The sequence below is a fragment of the Saltatorellus ferox genome (assembly GCA_007751475.1).
Taxonomy (GTDB): domain Bacteria; phylum Planctomycetota; class UBA1135; order UBA1135.
In genome coordinates this window covers 743733-762515 of sequence record CP036434.1, presented here as the reverse complement: position 1 = coordinate 762515, position 18783 = coordinate 743733, and the positions used below count along the sequence as shown (strand labels likewise).

Below are 18783 nucleotides of genomic sequence, written 5' to 3'. Positions count from 1 at the left end.
CTCATGCTCCGTCTTCCCCCTCCCCCGCCCTTCCGTCCGCATCCTTGCCTGCCTGGTGGGGATTTGCAGACGGTGCTGGGGCTCGCGCTGCCCAAGGGCGTGGCTCCGCTGGAGGAGAATCCCGACTTCGTGCGCGTCGCGATTCCGCTGCGCTGCGGGGGGACGCTGGATGGCTGGTATCACCACGGGGAGGTTCAGCCCGCCGTTCTTCTTCTGCACGGACTCGGCGGCACGACTCGCTCCGGCTACCTGCGACAAGGGGCCGTTCGTTTTGCGGGGAGCGGGCACGCGGTGCTCGCTCTCGACCACCGAGGTTCCGGCGACGAGCACGAGGAATCGACTCGCCCGTACATGGCCGGCCACATCGACGACGTCGAGGACGCCCTCCTCTGGCTGAAGGAACGTGCGGCGACGACGCGCATCTTTGCGGTCGGGTACTCGATCAGCGGCAACACGCTCCTGAAGCTGCTCGGGCACGGGACCGAGCATGCGCCGGAGCTGTCCGTGGCGATCTGCCCACCCATCGACCTCGACGCCGCGTCCCACGACCTGCGGCATCCGCGCTCCAAGGCCTACGATCTCTGGGTCCTGCGGAGCTGCCGGCGCTGGGTCCCCGAGCTGACCGGCGACTCAGCCCCCGGTAGCTACCACGTGCCGAGGCTGAGCGGCCTGCGCCGGTTCGACGAGCTCTACATGGGACCCGTGTGGGGCTTCGAGAATCTGAGCCAGTACTACCGGAGCGCGTCCGCCGTCCACTCGCTGCACCGCGTGGAGAGCCCCGTCGTGGTGCTGCATTCCGACAACGACCCGATCGTCTCGTCGCGCGTGCTGGAGACGGCGCCGCGCAGCCCACACGTCCAGGTCGAGATCATCGAGGGCGGCGGCCACCTCGGGTTCCTGGAGCGGCGCCCGGGCTCACTCGGCGTCCATCGCTGGCTCCCCGACGCGGTCGATCACTACCTCGCGATCTGCCGCGAAGGTTCGATGGTGAGACACCACCCGGGCCACAAGGCTGCCCGGAGAGAGCTCGCGCGGAGCGAATGAGTGAATTCGTGAGGGAGTGAGGGAGGTGGCTGCGCTGGACCGGATGAACCCCATCCGTTTCTTCGCCCCCAAACCCATGAAGGCAGCCACCATGAAGGCCCCTCTCCGAGCGTCACGGCTCTCCTCCGTTCTCCTCCTGGCCGCCCTCCTCCCCGCCTGTGGCTCCTCCGACTCGAAGCAGCAGCAGGCACCTGGAGACAGCGGCGAGCTGCCGGCCGAGTTCGCCATTTTCTTCTCCGATCGCGACCCGAGCGGAAATCCGCTCGTCACCGGCGAGGTCCCCCACCTCTACGACTTTGCCACCGGTGAGCTGACTTCGGTCGCGAGCGCGCTCTTCGCCACCCGGCCACTGCTCCCGAACAGCGCCAGCCTCTCCCCGGACGGGCGCTACCTCTTCGCGACCGTGGGAGACGTGGGAAGCCTCGAGCTTCACGCGATCGACCTCCAGGAGCGCACCTCGCGCCGCGTCGCGCTCCCCTCGAACCTGGAGAGCGGTCCGAGGGCGGGCGATGAAGGCCAGGCGATCGTCGCCTTCAGCACCGACTCCAGCCGCACCATGATCCTGGCGCCCTCCTCGATCTCGTTCCAGCGTGCGACCTACGTCGCGGACGCTTACGGCGGAGCCCTCCGACGGATCGTGATCGACGACGACGAGGTCGAGCCCGTGACCTGGCTCGGCGATTCGGCAAGGCTCCTGGTGGCCGGGTACGACTCCGTGCTCGAGTCCGAGGTCTTGGCGGTCGTCGATTCCTCCGGGACGCTCGGTCCGCTCATCGCGCCGGCTCCCGGGGGCGAAACGTCGATCGACTACATCTCCGTTTCGCGGGACGGAAGCGTGGTCGCGATCGTGGCCAACGTCTACCTTTCGAACGGCACCGAGTACTACCGACTCGTGACGATCGATCTGGAAACCTCTGTCCGGACGGAGTTCACGATCCCCGGCCTCGAGGATGCCTACTGCTTCACGAGCGACAACGGAGACTTCGTGGCGGTCCTGGCGAACGACCCATCCCCGAGCGGTTCCGCGCTCTGGATCGCCGACGTGGCGAGCGGACTCGTCGAAGGAGCGACGCTGCCGAACGCTCACGGAGGCGTGATCGGGATGAACGACGAACTCGTCGCGTGGGAGCCAGGCGGTCGCCGCCTGGCGTTCGTTTCGAACCACCGCGACAGCTCCACCGACGAGATCACGATCGCGGAGTTCGGCGCCGCTCCGTACGCCATCGAACCCAGCGTCATCCCGAACTCCTTCGTGGATCGCTCGAGCTGGTCGCCCGCGGGCCGATTCCTCGCCTACGAAACCGACGTGGCGTACCGGGAGGTGCTCGTCTTCGACGCCGACTCAGTGGCTGCGCCGAGACGCTTGACGGACACGACCTTCGCCATGGAGGAGGACGACTCGTTCTGGTCGCAAGATGGATCGCGCCTGCTCACACGCGTGGAGCCAGTGACCCAGACGATCGCGCGCGTCGACAGCGCCCGCCAGGTCGTCGCCTACTCGGTGCCCGACTTCAGCCGGCTCGGAACCCTCGGCCCGGCGTGGACCACGGGCGACTTCCAGGACCCCAACTTCCTGAACGGCCGCGCCGCGGTGGCGTTCTCCCGCGACGGCCAGAAGATGCTCTGGCGCGCCGAGCCCGTGTTCGGCGAGCCCGACCAGCTTCTCTCTGCGACCATCGATACCGTCACGGGCCTACCCGAAGACATCGCCGCGGGTGCCCCAGCCGGAACGGCCCCGTCCATCGAGCAGTTCTGGCTGCGGCGGTAGGCACGCTGAGTATCATGGGCGGAGATGAAGTCGAAGTCCCTCCGCCGCTGCACCGTCGCGCTGCTGCAAGTTTCGCTGGCCCTCTCCTTCTCGCTCGTGTCCTACGGCCAGGAGAGCGCGGATCCGAACCAGGAGGGGAACGCCCGGGCTCTCGAGGCCGCGGCGCTTCTCGTGGAACGCTGCGGATCGTGCCACGGGCCTGACTCGAAGGATCGCAAGGCCACTCGTGGATGGGCCGATGCCCGGGACCTCGCCGCGACCGTGGCCGATCCGGAGCTTATCGTTCCGGGTGAGCCCGACGACTCCTGGCTCTTCGCGGTCATCGAGGACGGCGATATGCCGCCGAGCGACAGCGATGTCGCGCCGCTCGACGCCGCGGAGCGTGCGGTGCTGGCGAGCTGGATTCGCGACGGCGCCACGGTGCCCATAGCAGAAGAGGCGCCCCTAGCAGAAGAAGCGGTCACCGAAGAGGTTCTCGTCGTCACGGAGTCACCCGCCCAGCCCGAGGTAGACGTTCCGGTTCACTGGATGAAGCAGCCCTGGCCGAAGTGGCTCGGGCGCTTCCACCCGACGATCGTTCACTTCCCCATCGCGCTCCTGACGGCGGCGTTCCTGGCCGAGCTGCTCGCCCGGGTGCTGCGGAAGCCTCAGCTCCATCACGCCGCCACCTTCAGCTACACCCTCGGCGCCCTCAGCACGGTCCCGTCCGCCGCGTTCGGCTGGCTGCTGGCGGAGTCCACCACCCACCGCGGCCACGAACTCGACGATCACCGCTGGCTGGGCGTCGCCGTGGCAACCGTGGCCGTCCTCGGGATGACCGTCTTCTATCGAAAGCCTGGCCTGCGGCTGCCGCTCCTCGCGCTGCTTGCCGTTCTCGTCGGTATCACCGGGCACCTCGGCGGCAGCCTCTCCTACGGGAGCGACTGGCTGAGCCCGCCGTTCTAATCCCCCCCAGGTCGTTCCCCCCATCCAGCCAAGGGAAACCCCAAGGGTCGGCCGATTCCCCTAAGGGATCCTCCGGAATCGCTCGATAGCTCCTCCCATGCCGACCATCCAATGGAACAACCTGTGGCGTGACCAGATGGTCACCTGGAACAAGGAGGAGGCCTACGGGAACCAGTGGGGTGACCCCGACAAGCTGGACATCCTCGCCTCGGTCCGGGAGCGCTTCATCGAGCCCTTTGTCACGGCCTCCAAGACGGCCCTGGAGATCGGGAGCGGCGGCGGACGCTGGACCCAGTACCTCCTTGGCTTCCATCGCACGATCTGCGTGGACATCCACCGCGAGATGTTCCACTACCTGATCGAGCGCTTCGGGGCGATCCCCCAGCTTTCGTTCTGTCAGAGCGACGGCACGGGCTTCCCCGGAGTCCCCGCGCGCTCGGTCGACTACGTCTTCACGTTCGGAACGTTCGTACACCTCGACCCGCCGCTGATCGAGGGGTACCTGAACAACCTACGCTCCGTCCTCGCGCCAGGCGCCAACGTGGTGATTCAGTACGCGGACAAGGACAAGCCCATGGCCGCGGAGAATAGCGGCTTCGCGATGACCACCGGCCCCATCATGCGCGGCATGGTGGAAGCCGCTGGCTACACGATCATCGAGGAAGACACGGAGACGCTGCCCCACAGCAACGTCATTCGCTTCCAGCTCATCCCTTAGAGGCTCCCATGCCCAGCGAACCTCGGGGCCAGCGGCCGAACCTTCTGGTTCTCTTTCCGGACCAGTTCCGCGCACAGGCCCAGGGACACCGCGGGCAGGACCCGGTTCATACGCCCAACATCGATCGACTCGCGGCGGAAGGCACGGACTGCGTCCGGGCCTACTCCAACTCTCCGATCTGCAGCCCGGCGCGGGCCATGTGGCAAACGGGCCGCTATCCGTTCTCGAACGGCGTGATCTCCAACTGCCACAGCGGCCACGCCCGCTACGGCATCTACCTCAAGGAGTCCGAGCGCTGCCTCTCCGACGTCCTCAGCGACGTGGGCTACGAGGTCGGCTACATCGGCAAGTGGCACCTCGATGCGCCGACAGAGCCATTCGTCTCCGCCCCTGAAGCCTGGGATGGTCACGTCTGGGACGCGTTCACGCCGCCAGGACCGAAACGCCACGGCCATGCGTTCTGGTACTCCTACGGCGGCTTCAACGACCATCTGCGCCCGCACTACTGGCGCGACGACCGGGAGGACCGAGTCGAGTTCCAGGGCTGGTCCGCGCGGCACGAGACCGACGTGGCGATCGACTTCCTCCGGAACCCCGGCGGAACCCAGCGCGACGCCGCGCGCCCCTTCGCGCTGACGCTGTCGTGGAATCCGCCCCACCCGCCCCACGACCAGGTGCCGGAAGAGTACCTGGAGCACTACCGTCACTGCACGCCGCGCGAACTGCTCCGGAACCCCAACGTCGAAGGGGCCGCGTCGCCCGCGGAGATCGCCCGCGCGTGCGCCAGCGTCCAGGGCTACTTCGGCGCCATCACCGGGATCGACGATCAGGTCGGTCGTCTCCTCGCCTGCCTTCGCGAGGAAGGCCTCGAGGAGAACACGCTCGTCGTCTTCGCCAGCGACCACGGCGAGATGATGGGCAGTCACGGGCGCATGCAGAAGGGCAGCTTCCACGAGGAGTCCACGGGCATCCCGTTTCTCGTGCGGCAGCCCGGCAGGATCCCCGCGGGCAGGCGCTGCGAGGTGCTGCTCGGTATGCCCGACGTGATGCCGACGCTGCTCGGCCTCCTGGGACTCGGGGCGGAGATCCCGGCCTCGGTCGAAGGCCAAGACCTGTCGCCTGCGCTCCTGGGCGAACCGCACGGCGGGCCGGAGGCGTTACTCTACCTGAACGCGATGCCCGCGCTGAATTCCATCGTCGACTGGGTCCACGCGGGCGCGATCGACTCGCTGGAGTTCAACTCCGCGCGACTCCGCGCGCTGGACGCGGAGCCCGAACAGGCAGCCCACCTGGTAGCGCTCATGGCCGGCCACCCGACCGGATCCCGCGCCGTTCGCTCCACCACCCACACCTACGTGATCTCGCGCACGCCGGGACAACCCGAAGTTCGCCAGCTCCACTGCCGCGCGACGGATCCAGCTGAGCTCGGAAACTCCCTCGAGACCGAGCCGGAAGCCGCGGCGCATCACCACGAGCTACTCCTGGCCCTGTTGGAGAAGACCGGAGACCCCTGGGCCCACAGCCCGCTGGAATCCCCGGTCTCCTTCCGGAAGTCGCGCAACCCAACGGCCGCGCCGCCTACTCGTCGCCGATCAGCAGCTTCACCATCGCGCTGATGTCGATCACCGACGGCACGCGCGGGTCGTTGCTGTTCAGCGTCACGCTCTCGAAGTCGAGATTCTCGGCCGCCTGCTGGGCCAGGAAGATCCGACCGCCCTTCGTATCGAGCGCCTTGTTGCGCAGCTCGTTCCGCAGCGCCTCCGCCTTGGCGATCGCCAGATTGCCCTCGGCGATCGCGATCTCGAACGACGCGTCCGCCTTGGCCCGGGTCTCCTGGTCGTAGATGTTGGCCTTCGCGCGCACGCCGGCGATCTTGACCTGGTTCTCGGACTGCGCCTGCTGGATGCGCTTGTCCCACTCGCCGCGCAGCTCCTTCTCGGCCGCTTCGATCTCCGCCTGCTTCGTCTGCGTGATCGCCGATTGATCCTCGACCGCGCGCTGGGACTCCGCGAGCTCGGTCTTCTGGTACGTGAGCTGCTTGGCCTGGAGGCGCGCCTCGTAGCCGTCCTGGAATCGTACGGCGCGGATCAGCACCTGGTCGGGGACGCACTGGAACTCCCGGAGACTCTCGGCGAGCCTGGGCAGGGCCTCGTTGGCCACCCGAAGGCGCGTCTCCGTGCTGAAGATCTCCTCCGAAGAAAGCTGCGCCAGCTCCTCGCGCATCGTCGACTCGATGTTGTCGACCACCCGCGCCTTGTAGATCTCCTTCTTGCGGTCCTGGACGATCTTGTAGGCGCTTCCCTCTTCCACGCGGTAGGTCACCGACAGGTCGTAGGTCGCGAGGTTGTTGTCCTTGGTCCGGATCTCCAGAGAGGGCCGCGACATGCCGATTTCGGTGCGCTGGCGGATATCCGCGAACGTCACGAAGTGGGTGCGACGGTCGATGCGGTGCCACTCGTGCACGCCGGGGATCCGCAGCACGAAACCGGTGCCGAAGTCCTTCTCGACGACACCGTCCCCGAGCAGGTTCTGCTTCACGCCGTACTCCCACGGGTGAATCCGTACGAAGAGCGTGTTCAGGAGGATGAGGCCCACCACCAGGAGTCCCACGAGACTCAGGAAGACTTTTGCGATCGTATTCATGGTGTGATCCTCAGTTGCCGCCGGCTTCGTCGGCCGGGATCATGCGTTCAGGGGACTGCGTGCTGCCGCTGTGCTCGAGGCGCTCGGGCGACGGGTCACGGCTGTAGGGAACGAGCGTGAACTTCACGCCGAGGAGCTTCTGGACGAGGGCCTCGCGCACGACGACCTCGCCGCGCTGCTCGAGCGCTTTCGCCTTGCTCTCGATACCTTCAGCCTCTTTCGTGTACTTCGCGACGAGACCCGTGGCCTCCGCCTTGTAGCGCGCCTCGTTCGCGGTGCCCTCCGCGATTCGCTCCATCGCGAACGCATCGGCCGACTTCTCGACCCGGATGGCGGACTGCTCGGCCGCGAGGAGTTCCTTGGTCAGCTGACCCGTGAGTTCCTGCATCTCGACCTCCTTCTCCTTGCGAACCTTGGCGAGGCGCTGCTCGCGCTCCTGCTCGATCTGCAGGACGCGCGCCCGGAGTTCCTCGACCTCCTGGTCGGCTTCCTTGCGCATCTCGATCGCGCGCTCGTAGTTCTCATCGAACTGCGGGTTCGGCGTGATGATCCGCACGACGCGGATGCCGTGGGGCCCGAGGATCTCGTTCATCTTCGCCCGCGCCGCCTCGGGCGCTTGCTTGTAGACCGTCGGATCTGCGACGTCGACGGCGCTGTAGCGGCCGAACTCGTCGCGGAGGATCGAGCGGGCGTAGGACTTGATCCACTCTTCCTTGTAGTTGTCCCCGAGGCCCGAGTCCCGGATCAAGATGCCTGCGTCGTCGGGGTTCACCTCGTACTGAATCTTCAGCTCGTCGAACCAGAAGTTCGAGCCGTCGATCGCGCGAACGGTCAGATACGGCGCCTGACCGAGCCCCTGGTAGGAATCGCCCTTCATCAAGTACTCCTGGGTGCGACCGTCCAGCTTGTACACGTCCATCAGGAACGGGATGTAGAACTGGTAGCCGGGGTCGCTGACGACGTGCTCGGTGCCGCTCAGGTAGTTCACCCGGACGGCGATCTCGTCGGCCTCGACCTTCGCGATCCCGAGCTTCCCGGAAAGGCCGAGCACCGTGAAGAGCACGAGCAGGACCACGAAGACGCCGCCGGCGATCTTCACCAGCGGCGGAGGATCCGGGAAGTCGGGGCCGCCCGAGCGGCCACCTCGTCCTCCGCCGCCGGAACCGCCGGAGCCCCAGGGACCGCTACCGCCGCCCCCGAAGCCCTTCCAGGCCTTCTTGGCGCCCTCCCACGGCGGGTCGAAACCGCGACCCTTATCACCGTCACCGGACGATCCTTCCACGTCAATTGTCTTACTCATGGTCACTTGCGCCTATCCAAGGCATCTTGGGGCCCACGCTACGCGGGGCCGACGGGCGCCATTCAGGGCGTCCGCCGATAAGGTCATCGGGTCCGAAAGTGATTCCCCGCTCCCTTGCCGCCAGAATATGCCCATGGACTTCGACCCGAACGCCGCCTCCGGCGCAGACAGCGGCCTCTTCGGCCTCCCCCACGGCCCCGGCGACGCGGCCATCCACGTGCTGGGCGTCCCCTTCGAGGCGACGACCTCCTACCGCGGCGGGACCGCCCACGGGCCCGAGGCCGTGCTGGCGGCGAGCCGCCAGATCGACCTCTTCGACCTGCGCTTCGGCAAACCGTACGAATCAGGTATCTGGATGGCGCCCATCGAGGACCGCTTCCACGCCTGGAACACGGCCGCGCGGGCGCTGACCCAGCCGCTCATCGAAAAAGGCGGGGCCGAGGACGCCGACGCGGCCGCGGTCGCCCGGATCAACGAGATCGGCGACGAGATCAACGCCAGCGTTCGCGCGTTCTTCGACGAGCGGCTTTCGGGCGGACGGGAACCGAAGCTCCCGGTGCTCCTGGGCGGTGATCACTCGACTCCCTTCGGTGCGATCGCGGCCTGCGCCGACCGCTACCCCGGCCTCGCGGTGCTTCAGTTCGACGCCCACGCCGACCTGCGCCCTGCCTTCGAGGGCTTCCGCTGGTCCCACGCGTCGATCATGCACAACGTGCTCCAGGAGATCGGCAACGTCTCGAAGATCGTCCAGGTCGGCATCCGCGACCTCTGCGAGCAGGAGTACGAGGAACTCCGCGGCCCCTCCCCGGTGACCGCGCTCTTCGAGGCCGACCTCGACAGCGCGCGCTTCGAGGGCCGCACCCGCGCGCTGGCCCGCGAAACCCTCAGCGGTCTGCCCGACGACGTCTACATCAGCTTCGACATCGACGCGCTCGATCCGACGCTCTGCCCGAACACCGGCACGCCGGTCCCCGGCGGTCTGCGCTGGGACGAGCTGATGGTCTGGCTGGAGGAGCTCCGCAAGAGCGGCAAGCGCATCGTCGGCCTCGACCTCAACGAAGTGAGCCCCGGGCCGGATGGCGATCCCGAGGGAACCTCGTGGGATGCGATCGTCGGCGCGAGGCTCCTGTATCGACTGATGGGCGCAGCCCAGAGTGCGTGATCAGCGCTTCGAGTCCTTGCGCTCGCGGATCGTCAGCGTGAACTCGACGTCGTAGGCATCCCGGGGAATCTCCTCCGGTCTCGCCGCCTTACCCGCCGTCTTGATGTCGAGGTCCGTGATCTTCAGCTTGCGGCTGTCCTTCTCGAGCAGATAGAAGAAGTTCGCGATCCGGTGACGGTCGAAGGACTGGTCCTTCTCCTGGGGCGTCACCTTGTAGCTGGTGTCCATGTAGGTCTTCTTCCCGACCGTGGCCGCCTTCTCCTTGGCGGCCCCAACCTGGACGCCGCCCCAGAGCACACGCCCGTCCTGGGCGCGTTCGCGCACGTACGTTGCGATCGAGCCGCTGTCGCCGGCGCCCTTGACGCCCTCGGTGGCAGACCGCTCCTTGTACTGGGTGTACTTGAACGCCTTCATCTGAATGCGCTCGACCGTCTTCTCGATCTCGCCGTTCGGCTTGAGGGCGTCTTCGTAGCGCTGGATCTCCTGGTACTGCTGCCAGTCCATCCATCCGAGGACGATGGAACCGATCAGGAGCACGACGATCATGATACGGACCATCATCGGATGAGCCCTCCCGTGGGAACTTGAGTGGGTTGTGGGTTCGACATCGGAAGGTTCAGTTCGAAGAGGGTTTCTGGTTGCCCTGGAACTTGGACGGGTCGACCCGGATGGTCTTGCCCTTGAAGGTGAGGCCGCCGTCGCCTTCGATCGGCTCGGTCTTGACGTCTTCCACGTCCATCAGCCACGGCTGCTCGCGCAGGGCGCGATCGAACTCGCTGAGATGGGTGGTGGCTTCGAGCGAATCCTTGGCGAAGAACGTCGCGTCGAGCTTGATCAGAATGTGCTCGGGGTCCGGGCTCTTCTCACGCTCGTAGCTGGCCCTCAGCGCGCGCAGCGAAGGACGCCAGGCGGGGTTGCTGTCGAGCACGCCGAGAACGAGCGTCGTCGCGGTGAAGGCCGAAGGCGGCAGCGGCACGTCCTGGATGTCGCCCACCTCCTTCTGGAGCTCCGTGATCTTCTCGTCGATCATGCCCTCGACGACGCGAAGCTCGTCGATGGGCATCTCGAGACCCTCGGGCCACGGCGCCGTGACCGTGTAGTAGGGCTTGGCTCGCTCGACGAGATCGCGCGGCACCGGGTTCATCCGCGGCCTCGCCTTCGCGTCGGCGTTGCTCGCGCCGCCCACGATGAAGTTGTTCGAGCTGGTGAGCCACGGCAGCACGCCGAACCGGTTGAGCCTGTCCAGCTTCCGCCACTGGAGAATGTGCGTCATCCCGAGGAACGTGGCGAGCATCAGCGCCGCGAACGCGATCGGGAACTCCAGTCGCTCCCAGGTGCCGGTGAAGCGCAGATCGTCGCGACGGAGCGCGGCCTTGACCGAACCGCCGCCGAGCTGGCGGAACGCGCCGCCGTAGGCCGCCACGAGCTGGCCGAAGCCGTCGGCCGGCTGGCCGGAGTCGGCGTCGAAGCAGTCGAGCACGTAGACGGGAACGCCCATGACCTCGGAGCCGATCAGCCCCGGGAGTTCCATGCCTGACGCGTAGATGGCCTCGATCTCCTGGGGCGTTCGGGCGGCCGAGATCGTCCGCCCGAGTTCGCGCCGGATCCGCTTGACGGCCTGCTCGGTCTTGCGCGAGGCCTCGATCGGATCGATGGTTTCGATCACGTCGGCCTCGCGGTCGTCCGCGCCATCGGCGCCCGCGTCGGACAGCCTGGAGTCGCCCTGCTGAAGCTCGCTGGCGAGATGGGTCATCCCGCCGATATGGATCACGCGGAACTCCTTGACCTCGCCGCCAGCCACCACCACGACACAGGTCGAGTGCTCGCCCACGTGGACGAGGAGCTGGGCGTCGTCGATGTGGCAGATGTCGGCGGCGAAGGCCGCGTTGACGATGGCCGTCGCCTCGAGTTCGACTTCCAGGGCCTCGAAGCCCGCTTTCTCACAGGCCGAGATCGCCCGCCGAACGTCCTCCTTGGGGACCGCCGACACGATGAGCTCGGCGCCCTTGTCGTTGGAATTCAGGATATGGTAATCGACGACGACCGAATCGATATCGAACTGCGGAAGCTCGCTCTCGACCTCGAACTTCAGGACTTGGTCGATCTTCTGACGATCCGAGAACGGCAGCTGGACGTGGCGGAACGCCGCGTGGTCGGTGGCGATGATCGCGGTGACGTTCTCGACCGGGATCCGGTGGGCCTTCGCGGCCGCCTTCAGCTCGCGCGCCACGCCCGTCACATCACCGGCCGCGTAGGCAACTGCATCTTCCGGGGAGAACTCGCCCGTGTAGTAGGCCGAGATCTTGTGCCGCTTGGGGCTGCCGTCGAGAACGACGAGTTCGAACCGCCGAGGGCCGATGCGTATGCCGCAGGAACGTGCCATGGATGGGTGAGGCCGGTAGTTAGCGTTCGGGAATCAGGACCCGGGGGCGGCGCAGCTCATCGAAGCGCTCCCGCTGGGCAGGTGGAATGATAGTGTCACGGATCGTGGCATCGGTCCGGGAAAAGAGCGCGCGAATCTCGGGCTCCATCGCCTCGCGCGTCTGGGCGAAGTGGCGGCGCTCGATCTCCTGCAGCTCTCGGTCGTGGTGGTCGAGGACCTGGTTCAGGACGTAGCGGCGCTTGGCGGACAGCTGGAAGGTCTCCTGGAGGTGCTCCGCGTCAGCCATCCAGGCGGCTGGCTCGGCCTGGCGAGAGGAGATCAGGTAGCCGGCGGCGAGCCCCGCGAGGAACCACGCCATGGCCATGACCGCCGACCAGAAGCGCAGCCCTTTCACCGCTCGCCAGCTCCCGAACCCTGGGAGTCTCCTTCCATATCCGTCAGGGCTCCATCGAGCGGGGCAGCCTCGGCAGGATTCGCAGCCTCTGCGCTTCCGCTCTCCAGCGCCTTCGCTTCGGCCTCGTTCAAGGCCTCCAGCTCACGGAGCGATTCGTCCAGCGGTGAAACGTCCGCGCTCAACGGCGCATCGCCGACATCCAGGTGCCTGTCCTGGGCGAGCATAAGCGTGAAGGAGACCATCAGCACCGCCGCCACCGCGGTCAGTCCCATGAGGAATCCAAGGGAGTTCCTCTCCCCGGAAGTGCTCGAAGCGCTGACCTCGCGCCCTTCGACGGAGCGCAGAAGACGCGGGCCGCGTCGAACCTGCGAGTCGCCGCGAGAGCCGGTCGTGTGCAGAGGCATGGGGACCGCATGGTCCCCGACGGAACCGGCGAACGCCACGGCCGTCACCCGGGCTGCGAAGCCCTCCGGAACGACGACCTCAGCGCGACCCGCCTCCCCTGCGATGGGCTCGAACCACTGGCGCAGACTCTTCTCTTCCTGGACGACCACGCGGCAGTCCGCGCATTCGATCAGGTGCTTGCGAACGGCGCTCGAAAGGGACTCGGAGGCCTCGCCGTCGACGAACGTCGGCACCAGCTCGAGCACTCGCTCGCATCGCATGGTCGCATCCGGTCCGCCGGAGTTCGGGTCGAGTGGATGATCGTCGTGTTTCATGGCTTGGCCTTCCTGGCCCCCTTCTGGTCTGCCTGCTTGGCGGAATTCCGCCTCTGGCGGTCGGCGCGAGTGCTCTCGCGCGCTTCCGCCTCCTGCCCCGCCGCGAACTCCGGATGGAGCTGCAGCAGCTTCTGCTTGAATCTGGCACGCGCCCGGAACAGACGTGACTCGACCGTGCCGATCGAGATTTCCAGCGTGTCGGCGATGTCCTGGTAGGCCATCTGCTCGAGTTCGCGCATCACGAGGACGGTCCGGAAGATCTCCGGCAGCTCATCCATGACGGAGCGCGTGATCTCGCCCACTTCCTCTCGCTCGAGTCGAGCGTCGGGACGGATCGAGAGCCTCTCCTGGGTCGCGTCCGATGCGCCCGTGCCGGTGCGCCCGACGAGCTCCGGATCCTCGACCGCGGTCACCGGATTCCGGCCCCGGCGCTTCATCACGTCCAGGATCGTGTTGACCCCGATGCGATAGAGCCAGGTGTAGAACGCGGAGCTCTGCTGGAACGTCTCGAGTCGGCTGAAAGCCTTGAGGAAGGTGTCCTGGACGATGTCCTCGACCTCGGCGGCGTTCCTCGTGTAGTTCCGGACCAGGCCAAAAAGGCGGCGCTGGTAGCGTTCGACGAGCACCTCGAAGGCCTCTGCATGCCCTTCCAGGGTCGCAGAGACGAGTTGGGAATCGTCGGCGGTCTGGTAGGCGTCGTGGCTGGACATTCGGATGAGGGCTCCCATGGGCGCCCAGGAGGACGCCCGGCCCCGGAAGCCTATTCCCGCGGCGCTGCCGTTTCTGCGGCAGGTGCACCCAATGACCCATCCAGCGATGGATCCAGGGCCCCGGACAGCGTGTGTCCCATGCGCTCCCGTTTCGTACGCAAGTACTTGACGTTATTGGGGTTGGCCTCGATTTCGAGGGGGACCTGATCCACCAGTTCGAGCCCGTAGCCGCTCAGCCCGTGGATCTTCTTGGGGTTGTTGGTCAGCAGATTCATCCTGCGCACCCCGAGGTGGAAGAGGATCTGCGCCCCGATCCCGTACTCACGAAGGTCCACGGGGAGCCCGAGGGCCTCGTTTGCCTCGACCGTGTCCATCCCCGTGTCCTGGAGGTGGTAGGCCTTCAGCTTGTTCGCGAGACCGATCCCGCGCCCTTCCTGGCGCAAGTAGACGAGGACGCCGCGGTCCTTGGAGGCCAGGATCTGCATGGCCATGTCCAACTGCGGCCCGCAGTCGCACCTCTGGGAGCCGAAGACATCGCCCGTCAGGCACTCGGAGTGAACGCGCACGTGGACCACGCCGTCGACGGGGTCAGCGGGGCCGGCGTCCTTGGCTTCCGGCAGTCCATGGGTGAGCGCGACGTGCTCTTTCCCGTCCAGCTTGGACCGGAACAGATGCATCTGGAAGACGCCGTGGGCGGTCTGGATGGGGACCGGCTGGTCGACGAGGGGCTCGACGAGCTGCTCGTGGCGGCGCCGGTACTCGATCAGGTCGGCGATGGTGCAGATCTTCAGGTCGTGCGTCTCGGCGAAGACCTCGAGCTCCGGCATGCGGGACATGGTGCCGTCGTCGTTCATGATCTCGCAGATCACGCCGGTCGGAGTGGCCCCTGCCAGACGCGCGAGATCGACCATCCCCTCGGTTTGGCCGCCACGAACCAGCACACCGCCGTCCTTCGCACGGAGCGGGAAGATGTGCCCCGGCCGGGCCAGATCGCTCGCCTTCGCGTTGGCGTTCGCCGCCACCTTGATGGTGTGGGCGCGGTCGGCCGCGCTGATCCCCGTGGTGACCCCGGAGGCCGCCTCGATGGAGATCGTGAAGCCCGTCCCGTGGGCATTCGTGTTGTGGGCAGCCTGCATCCCCAGCTCGAGCCGGTCGCAGACCTCTCCCGACATCGGCATGCAAATCAGTCCACGCCCTTCCCGGGCCATGAAATTGATCGCTTCGGGGGTGACGGCGTCGGCGAGCATCGCCAGGTCGCCTTCGTTCTCGCGGTCGGGATCGTCGACGAGGATGATCATGCGGCCAAGCCGCAGGTCCTCGACGACCTCTTCAATGGGTGAAATCGGCATGGATCGATGGGGCGGGCGCGCCGCCGGCCCCCATCGTAGACCCGGACACGCTCGGAACGCCGGGCAGATGCCCTGCTTCTTGCGCTGACGATGGCTCCGACGATTCGTGTTCCCGCACCAGACACCCGTCGCGAGGCGAAGGCGGCGCGACACGCCGACCCACACAGAGGCCGAACGGAGCGCCTCGCAAGGAGATTTTCCACGGCCTCTGAACGTTCCTGGAAACGGGCCCCAGGAGCTGGGAATTGGCTCCCTGGATCGTGGAGACGTGTGTAACCACCGGGGAAAAAGGAATCCGGCACTCCATAAACCTTGACTATAAATCAGCTTATGCCCATGGGCTCACAGCCCAGCAAATGTGGATAACTCCATGAACGCCGCATAAAGCGGTCATGAAGGCAGCTCCGGACCAGGCGTCCACCGGGGAGTTGTCCACATCAGGATCCTGGGGTGTCTCAAGTCCGGGAAGTTCCTCGCGACGGCTTCACCGACGAGAGCGCCACGACCGAACAGGAGTCTTACGAAGTTGCAAAAGGCCGCTTCCGACCCCCTGGGTCTCCCCTGCTTGGACTCCCCAATCGCCATGAACGTGATCGCCATCGTCAGCGCCGCCGGTGCCCTTACCTTTCTCTCCATGGGCGTCACGCGCCAGGTGGGACTCGAAGGCCGGCTCGCCACCATGGAGGAGGCCGCTGCGCGCTCCAGGACCGGCGGCCCGGAGATCGGAGCGATGCAGGCCCGCATCGACGCTCTGACGCGTCAACTCGAAGAGCAGCCCTCAGGGCTGGAGTCCGCCGCGGCGACCCGCGAGCTCAAGGCCGAGATGGCGGCTCTGCAGACGGAACTCGAGGAGGCGAAGACGGCGCTCCGGGCCCAGAGTGCCGCGCTGGACGCCGTCGAGGCGCTCGCTCGCAAGGCGGAGCGCATCGACGAGGTCCAGGCGGGCGTCGAGGTCCGCTGGGACGGAATCGCCGAGGCGCTGGAGGCCCAGGCCGTCCTGGTCGAGGCCACGCGCGACGAACTCAGCGGCGTGCGGGCCCAGATCTCCGGGAACGGAGAGGTGACCGTCGCTTCGAGCCCGGCGGAAGTCGGCCGCGGGAGCGGCGACGCCTGGACCGACATGGTCGGCCCGACCGTCCAGCTCGCGGGCGACGCGACCGTCGGCAGCGGCGTGATCCTGAAGTCCCAGCCCGTCGATGGGACCGACGGCGAGTACCAGACGCTCCTGCTGACCGCATGGCACGTGGTGCGCGACATCCGCGCGGACTCGGTGGACGAGGACATGCCGATTCCAGTGATGCTGCGCGATGCCTTCGGCGCGAAGCGCCACGCGACCGCCTCCCTCATCGCCTATGACGCGCCGCTCGACTCGGCCCTCCTGGTCGTGAACTCGACGGAGGCCTTCCCGGTCGGAGCCGCGCTGCCCACCCGAGCAAGACTGAAAGCCGCGCGCGTGTTCGATCCGATCGTCGCCGTCGGATGCCCGCTCGGCAACGATCCGATCCCGACCCGCGGGCACCTGTCCGACCTCTATCACAGCGTCTCGTCCGAGCGCTTCTGGATGATCTCGGCGCCAACCTACATCGGCAATTCGGGCGGCGGCATCTACTCCGACACCAGCCACGAGCTCCTCGGCATCTTCTCGAAGATCTACACGCACGGCGCCATTCGCCCGACGGTGATTCCGCACATGGGGCTCGTGACGCCGCTGGAAGAGTTCTACGACTGGATCGATGGTTCGCAGATCGCCGAGGTCGTGGAGAGCCGCGGCGAGGCGACGATCGTCCTGCGCTGATCAGTGCTTGAAGTGGCGCGCGCCGGAGAACACCATCGGGATGTTCTTCGCGTTCGCCGCTGCCACCACGTCATCGTCGCGCACGGAGCCGCCGGGCTGAACGATCGCGGCGATGCCTGCGTCGATGGCTGCTTCCACGCCATCGGGGAACGGGAAGAACGCGTCGCTCGCGAGCACGGAACCCGCCGCGCGATCGCCCGCCTTGTGAGCGGCGAGTCGCACCGAGTCGACGCGGCTCATCTGGCCCGCGCCGACGCCCACCACGGTGGAGTCGTTCGTCAGCACGATCGCGTTCGACTTGACGTGCTTGGCGATGCGGTTCGCGAACGCCAGCTCCGCGAGCTGAGCCTCGGTCGCCTTCGCCTCGGAAACGGCCTCGAACGCCGTTTCCGCCGTCAGGTCGCGATCCTGCACGAGGAAGCCGCCGATGAGTTTCTTGACCTCGGGCGCCGTCCGACTCCGCGTCGACGGGCCGAACGCTCCACAGGCGAGCAGGCGCACGTTCTTCCCCCACCGCGGCTTCTGCGTGAGGTACTCGAAGGCGTCCTCGTCGAAGTCAGGGGCGACGATCGCCTCGACGAAGCGGTTGCCCTCGACGAGGAACTCCGCGCTCGCCATGTCGACCGGGCGCGTGAAGGCAAGCACCGAGCCGAAGGCGCTCAAGGGGTCGCCGGACCACGCGCGCTCGAGGGCCTCGGCGATCGTGCCGCCGGTGGCCGCGCCACAGGGGTTCGTGTGCTTGATGACGGCGACGAAGGGCTCTTCGAACTCGGCGGCCAGCGCGTGGGCGGCGTCGAGGTCCACGAGGTTGTTGAAGGACAGCGCCTTGCCGTTCAGCACCTCGGAGTGCGCCACGCAGGGCTCCGGCGCGGGCTCGGTGCGATAGAACGCGGCGGCCTGGTGCGGGTTCTCGCCGTAGCGGAGGTCGAGGACCTTGGTTCCTGCCAGCGAGAACGACTCGGAGAACTTCGGCGCGCCTTCGTCGGACGCGTCACGGTCGGCCTCGAACATCCAGGTGGCGATCGCCGAATCGTAGGCGGCGGTGCGCGCAAACGCCTTCTGCGCCAGAGCGCGTCGGAACGCCGAGGAGATCCCGCCCTCGTGCTTCTGGAGCTCACCGAGGACCTCGGGGTATTGCTCGGGCTCCGTCACGATCGAGACGAACTTGTGGTTCTTGGCCGCAGAGCGAACCATGGAAGGACCGCCGATGTCGATCTGCTCGACGCACTCGTCGCGGGTCGCGTCCTCCTTCGCGATCGTCTCCTCGAAGGGGTAGAGGTTCACGACCACCAGATCGATGGGTGCGATCGCGTGCTCGTCCATCGCGGCCGCGTGGCTGACGTTGTCGCGAACGGCGAGGATGCCGCCATGGATCATGGGGTGCAGCGTCTTGACGCGGCCATCCATCATCTCGGGGAAGCCGGTGTGGGCGCTGACCTCCACCACCGGGATCCCGGCCGCCTCGAGGGCCTTGAAAGTACCGCCGGTCGAGAGGATCTCGACGCCGTAGTCGGTCAGCTGTCGCGCGAAATTCTCCAGGCCATTCTTGTCGGAAACGGAGAGGAGAGCGCGCTTGATCGGTCGTGCCATGGGGCGATTCCGAACCTCCACTCGGAGGCTTCGGTAGGGTTTGAGTCTTGGAAAAAGGGAGCCGACCATCGTACCGCTCCTTCCCGAAATCTGCCCCCGGGGAATCCAGGAGTCAGCCCCGCAACAGGATTCGTCGTGTCAAGGTCTCGTGGATCCGTGTCCGGCGGCCTATTCCAGACTCGACGCCGGGAGCGGTTTCCTTATGGTGTCCAAGGCCGAAGCCGACCCGTGATGACATCCAGACCTGAGCCGCGAACCTTCGA

16 protein-coding genes are annotated in these 18783 nt (G+C 66.9%); 7 read left to right on the top strand and 9 right to left on the bottom strand.

Annotated elements, in window-relative coordinates:
* Positions 1 to 3: 3 nt before the first annotated feature.
* From Poly30_RS02875 to Poly30_RS02855, 5 genes are all read left to right on the top strand, one after another.
* A complete protein-coding gene (locus Poly30_RS02875; protein ID WP_145194517.1) occupies positions 4 to 1044 on the top strand; it encodes a YheT family hydrolase in 1041 nt (346 codons plus the stop codon).
* Between the two features lie 91 nt (positions 1045 to 1135).
* Positions 1136 to 2812, top strand: a complete 1677-nt coding sequence (locus Poly30_RS02870; protein ID WP_145194516.1) for a TolB-like translocation protein — start codon at positions 1136 to 1138, stop codon at positions 2810 to 2812.
* Positions 2813 to 2836: 24 nt separating this feature from the next.
* Positions 2837 to 3757 carry a DUF2231 domain-containing protein gene (locus tag Poly30_RS02865; protein ID WP_145194515.1) on the top strand — a complete coding sequence of 307 codons (921 nt, stop codon included), beginning with the start codon at positions 2837 to 2839 and terminating at the stop codon, positions 3755 to 3757.
* Positions 3758 to 3854: 97 nt separating this feature from the next.
* Entirely contained in the window at positions 3855 to 4475 is a 621-nt protein-coding gene (locus tag Poly30_RS02860) for a class I SAM-dependent methyltransferase (RefSeq protein WP_145194514.1), read from the top strand.
* Positions 4476 to 4483: 8 nt separating this feature from the next.
* The gene (locus tag Poly30_RS02855; protein ID WP_145194513.1) at positions 4484 to 6091 is read left to right on the top strand and encodes a sulfatase family protein; all 1608 of its coding nucleotides are present in this window, start codon (positions 4484 to 4486) and stop codon (positions 6089 to 6091) included.
* Here the strand turns inward: Poly30_RS02855 and Poly30_RS02850 are convergent.
* Positions 6054 to 7118 (bottom strand): SPFH domain-containing protein, encoded by a 1065-nt coding sequence (locus Poly30_RS02850; protein WP_145194512.1) that lies wholly within the window; start codon positions 7116 to 7118, stop codon positions 6054 to 6056. The genes Poly30_RS02855 and Poly30_RS02850 overlap by 38 nt on opposite strands.
* 10 nt (positions 7119 to 7128) lie before the next feature.
* Complete coding sequence (locus tag Poly30_RS02845; RefSeq protein ID WP_145194511.1) at positions 7129 to 8418, bottom strand: SPFH domain-containing protein; 1290 nt, start codon at positions 8416 to 8418, stop codon at positions 7129 to 7131.
* Between the two features lie 133 nt (positions 8419 to 8551).
* Between Poly30_RS02845 and Poly30_RS02840 the strand changes: the two genes are divergently transcribed.
* Positions 8552 to 9580: an agmatinase family protein gene (locus Poly30_RS02840; RefSeq protein ID WP_145194510.1), complete on the top strand. Its 1029-nt coding sequence runs from the start codon at positions 8552 to 8554 to the stop codon at positions 9578 to 9580.
* Here the strand turns inward: Poly30_RS02840 and Poly30_RS02835 are convergent, their stop codons facing one another.
* From Poly30_RS02835 to Poly30_RS02810, 6 genes are read right to left on the bottom strand one after another with little or no spacing between them, the layout of a single operon-like run.
* On the bottom strand, positions 9581 to 10141 hold the full coding sequence (locus Poly30_RS02835; RefSeq protein WP_145194509.1) for a hypothetical protein: 561 nt from the start codon (positions 10139 to 10141) through the stop codon (positions 9581 to 9583).
* A 55-nt stretch (positions 10142 to 10196) separates the two neighbouring features.
* Positions 10197 to 11963: a pilus assembly protein PilM gene (gene pilM, locus Poly30_RS02830; protein ID WP_145194508.1), complete on the bottom strand. Its 1767-nt coding sequence runs from the start codon at positions 11961 to 11963 to the stop codon at positions 10197 to 10199.
* Positions 11964 to 11982: 19 nt separating this feature from the next.
* Positions 11983 to 12321 (bottom strand): hypothetical protein, encoded by a 339-nt coding sequence (locus tag Poly30_RS02825; protein WP_145194507.1) that lies wholly within the window; start codon positions 12319 to 12321, stop codon positions 11983 to 11985.
* A 32-nt stretch (positions 12322 to 12353) separates the two neighbouring features.
* Entirely contained in the window at positions 12354 to 13076 is a 723-nt protein-coding gene (locus Poly30_RS02820; RefSeq protein ID WP_145194506.1) for an anti-sigma factor family protein, read from the bottom strand.
* Positions 13073 to 13786 (bottom strand): sigma-70 family RNA polymerase sigma factor, encoded by a 714-nt coding sequence (locus Poly30_RS02815; RefSeq protein ID WP_419190891.1) that lies wholly within the window; start codon positions 13784 to 13786, stop codon positions 13073 to 13075. Before Poly30_RS02815 ends, Poly30_RS02820 begins: the two co-directional genes overlap by 4 nt.
* A gap of 50 nt (positions 13787 to 13836) precedes the next feature.
* Positions 13837 to 15135, bottom strand: coding sequence for a bifunctional 3,4-dihydroxy-2-butanone-4-phosphate synthase/GTP cyclohydrolase II (locus tag Poly30_RS02810; RefSeq protein WP_145194504.1), 1299 nt, complete (start codon positions 15133 to 15135; stop codon positions 13837 to 13839).
* A gap of 565 nt (positions 15136 to 15700) precedes the next feature.
* Between Poly30_RS02810 and Poly30_RS02805 the strand changes: the two genes are divergently transcribed.
* Positions 15701 to 16930, top strand: coding sequence for a S1 family peptidase (locus Poly30_RS02805; protein ID WP_145194503.1), 1230 nt, complete (start codon positions 15701 to 15703; stop codon positions 16928 to 16930).
* Here Poly30_RS02805 and purH read toward each other — a convergent pair whose 3' ends face one another.
* A complete protein-coding gene (gene purH / locus Poly30_RS02800) occupies positions 16931 to 18520 on the bottom strand; it encodes a bifunctional phosphoribosylaminoimidazolecarboxamide formyltransferase/IMP cyclohydrolase (RefSeq protein ID WP_145194502.1) in 1590 nt (529 codons plus the stop codon).
* Positions 18521 to 18783: the final 263 nt, after the last annotated feature.

Excerpts from the sequence above, each read along its gene's own strand:
- Poly30_RS02850 (WP_145194512.1), bottom strand. The coding sequence starts at position 7,118 with ATGAATACGATCGCAAAAGTCTTCCTGAGTCTCGTGGGACTCCTGGTG.
- Poly30_RS02820 (WP_145194506.1), bottom strand. The coding sequence starts at position 13,076 with ATGAAACACGACGATCATCCACTCGACCCGAACTCCGGCGGACCGGAT.
- Poly30_RS02855 (WP_145194513.1), top strand. The coding sequence starts at position 4,484 with ATGCCCAGCGAACCTCGGGGCCAGCGGCCGAACCTTCTGGTTCTCTTT.
- Poly30_RS02860 (WP_145194514.1), top strand. The coding sequence starts at position 3,855 with ATGCCGACCATCCAATGGAACAACCTGTGGCGTGACCAGATGGTCACC.
- purH (WP_145194502.1), bottom strand. The coding sequence starts at position 18,520 with ATGGCACGACCGATCAAGCGCGCTCTCCTCTCCGTTTCCGACAAGAAT.
- Poly30_RS02865 (WP_145194515.1), top strand. The coding sequence starts at position 2,837 with ATGAAGTCGAAGTCCCTCCGCCGCTGCACCGTCGCGCTGCTGCAAGTT.
- pilM (WP_145194508.1), bottom strand. The coding sequence starts at position 11,963 with ATGGCACGTTCCTGCGGCATACGCATCGGCCCTCGGCGGTTCGAACTC.
- Poly30_RS02815 (WP_419190891.1), bottom strand. The coding sequence starts at position 13,786 with ATGTCCAGCCACGACGCCTACCAGACCGCCGACGATTCCCAACTCGTC.
- Poly30_RS02870 (WP_145194516.1), top strand. The coding sequence starts at position 1,136 with ATGAAGGCCCCTCTCCGAGCGTCACGGCTCTCCTCCGTTCTCCTCCTG.
- Poly30_RS02810 (WP_145194504.1), bottom strand. The coding sequence starts at position 15,135 with ATGCCGATTTCACCCATTGAAGAGGTCGTCGAGGACCTGCGGCTTGGC.
- Poly30_RS02840 (WP_145194510.1), top strand. The coding sequence starts at position 8,552 with ATGGACTTCGACCCGAACGCCGCCTCCGGCGCAGACAGCGGCCTCTTC.
- Poly30_RS02835 (WP_145194509.1), bottom strand. The coding sequence starts at position 10,141 with ATGATGGTCCGTATCATGATCGTCGTGCTCCTGATCGGTTCCATCGTC.
- Poly30_RS02845 (WP_145194511.1), bottom strand. The coding sequence starts at position 8,418 with ATGAGTAAGACAATTGACGTGGAAGGATCGTCCGGTGACGGTGATAAG.
- Poly30_RS02825 (WP_145194507.1), bottom strand. The coding sequence starts at position 12,321 with ATGGCGTGGTTCCTCGCGGGGCTCGCCGCCGGCTACCTGATCTCCTCT.
- Poly30_RS02875 (WP_145194517.1), top strand. The coding sequence starts at position 4 with ATGCTCCGTCTTCCCCCTCCCCCGCCCTTCCGTCCGCATCCTTGCCTG.